This window comes from Pseudonocardia sp. EV170527-09 (genome assembly GCF_008369905.1).
Taxonomy (GTDB): domain Bacteria; phylum Actinomycetota; class Actinomycetes; order Mycobacteriales; family Pseudonocardiaceae; genus Pseudonocardia.
Genome location: NZ_VRMC01000234.1, coordinates 1 through 1,450, shown reverse-complemented (window position 1 = coordinate 1,450; position 1,450 = coordinate 1). Strand labels below are relative to the sequence as shown.

General features: G+C 68.9%; 2 protein-coding genes. One reads left to right on the top strand and one right to left on the bottom strand.

Annotated elements, in window-relative coordinates; genetic code table 11:
- Positions 1 to 144 precede the first annotated feature (144 nt).
- Positions 145 to 552, top strand: coding sequence for a superoxide dismutase, Ni (gene sodN / locus FVA95_RS28710; RefSeq protein WP_149666893.1), 408 nt, complete (start codon positions 145 to 147; stop codon positions 550 to 552).
- 728 nt (positions 553 to 1,280) lie between these two features.
- Here the strand turns inward: sodN and FVA95_RS28705 are convergent.
- The coding region (locus FVA95_RS28705; protein WP_149666892.1) for an integrase core domain-containing protein at positions 1,281 to 1,450 on the bottom strand (170 nt) is incomplete at its 5' end.

The window sequence follows — 1,450 nt, the reverse complement described above, 5'->3', positions numbered from 1 at the left end:
GGGCCCCCGCACCGTCACCCGCCGCAGGCGCATCGCGGACTCCCTCCAGAGTGGATCTCTCGTGACGTGGTCGTCCTGCCCGACCACCGTCGCGAGGGTAGGGTCGCCGGTGCCAGAACGATCACCCCACCAGGGAGGACACTCATGCGGCTGTCCCGCATTCTCCGTCCGCGACTGGAGGCCACCGCGCACTGCGACCTCCCCTGCGGCGTGTACGACCCGACCCAGGCCCGGATCGAGGCCGAGTCGGTCAAGGCGATCCAGGAGAAGTACCAGGGCAACGAGGACGCGGACTTCCGGGCCCGCGCCATCGAGATCAAGGAGCAGCGCTCCGACCTGGTCAAGCACCACCTCTGGGTGCTCTGGACCGACTACTTCAAGCCGCCGCACTTCGAGAAGTACCCGGAGCTGCACGAGCTGTTCAACAAGGCCACCAAGGCCGCCGGCGCGTCGGGCACCAAGGGCTCGAACGACCCGGCCACCGGCCAGGAGCTGCTCGACTACATCGCCCAGATCGACAAGATCTTCTGGGAGACCAAGCAGGCTGCCTGATCACAGGCCCTGAAACGGCGCTGACCAGCGGGAACCATCTCCCGTCGGTCAGCGTCGTTTCTCGTTGTCGGGTGGTCTCCCACGGCCCCACGACGGCCCAGACGGCCCGGAGACGGCCCAGGAACACCCTCGCCGGCCCCGCTCTCCCCCACACGCCCCGGCTGCGGTTCGAGTGCCATCCCGTCGGCCTGGCGCAGCCCGACCGCGCGGTCGTTCGTGGGCAGCCCCTCGATGCACACTGGCGGCCGACGATGCGGAGCTGCTGCCCACGGGCGGCCGTGCGGTAGCCCTCGGGGAGGCCGATGGGATGACACGGCCCACCATCCCGGAGGTCTGCCCGCCCGGCGAGGGCTCTGCGGTAGTTGGTGAACTGCGCCGTACCAGCGCAGAAATCCGTAGGCCACCTGCTGGCCTGCGGATCGGTGTCGTCTGGTGCTGGCACGTGTTGGCCTGTCGCTGGACGAATCTGTACCGGATTTGTACCGGCGCCCGGACCACCGGAACCAAGATCCTGCCCAGATCCGGCATCGGTGCCCGTTCCGGCAGGTCGGCGGGTGTCGATCGTCCGGGACCGTCCGGCGCGAACCGGCGGTGTGTCCGGGTGCTGATGTCGGCTAGTGACGTCAGCCGGACCACGGAGGGTCCCTGCCCACACCTTCCGGCCTGCCCCGGTAGAGGCGATCCTGAGCGTGGCTCGCGTGGTGCCTAGAGTCGCCGGAGGCGATCGCCTAGCTGTGATGTCCAGGGAGGTTGGTCAGCCTGGTGACTGGTGGCTGGCCGCCGATGGCGGAGTGAGCGCGGTGGTGATTGTAGAAGTGCATCCAGCCGGGTAGGGCGTCGTTGCGTTGGCGGGTCGACTCATAGAGTCGGGCGTAGGCCCAGCCGTCGGCCAGGGTCC

Coding starts and splice junctions, on each gene's coding strand:
- sodN (WP_149666893.1), top strand. CDS start 145: ATGCGGCTGTCCCGCATTCTCCGTCCGCGACTGGAGGCCACCGCGCAC.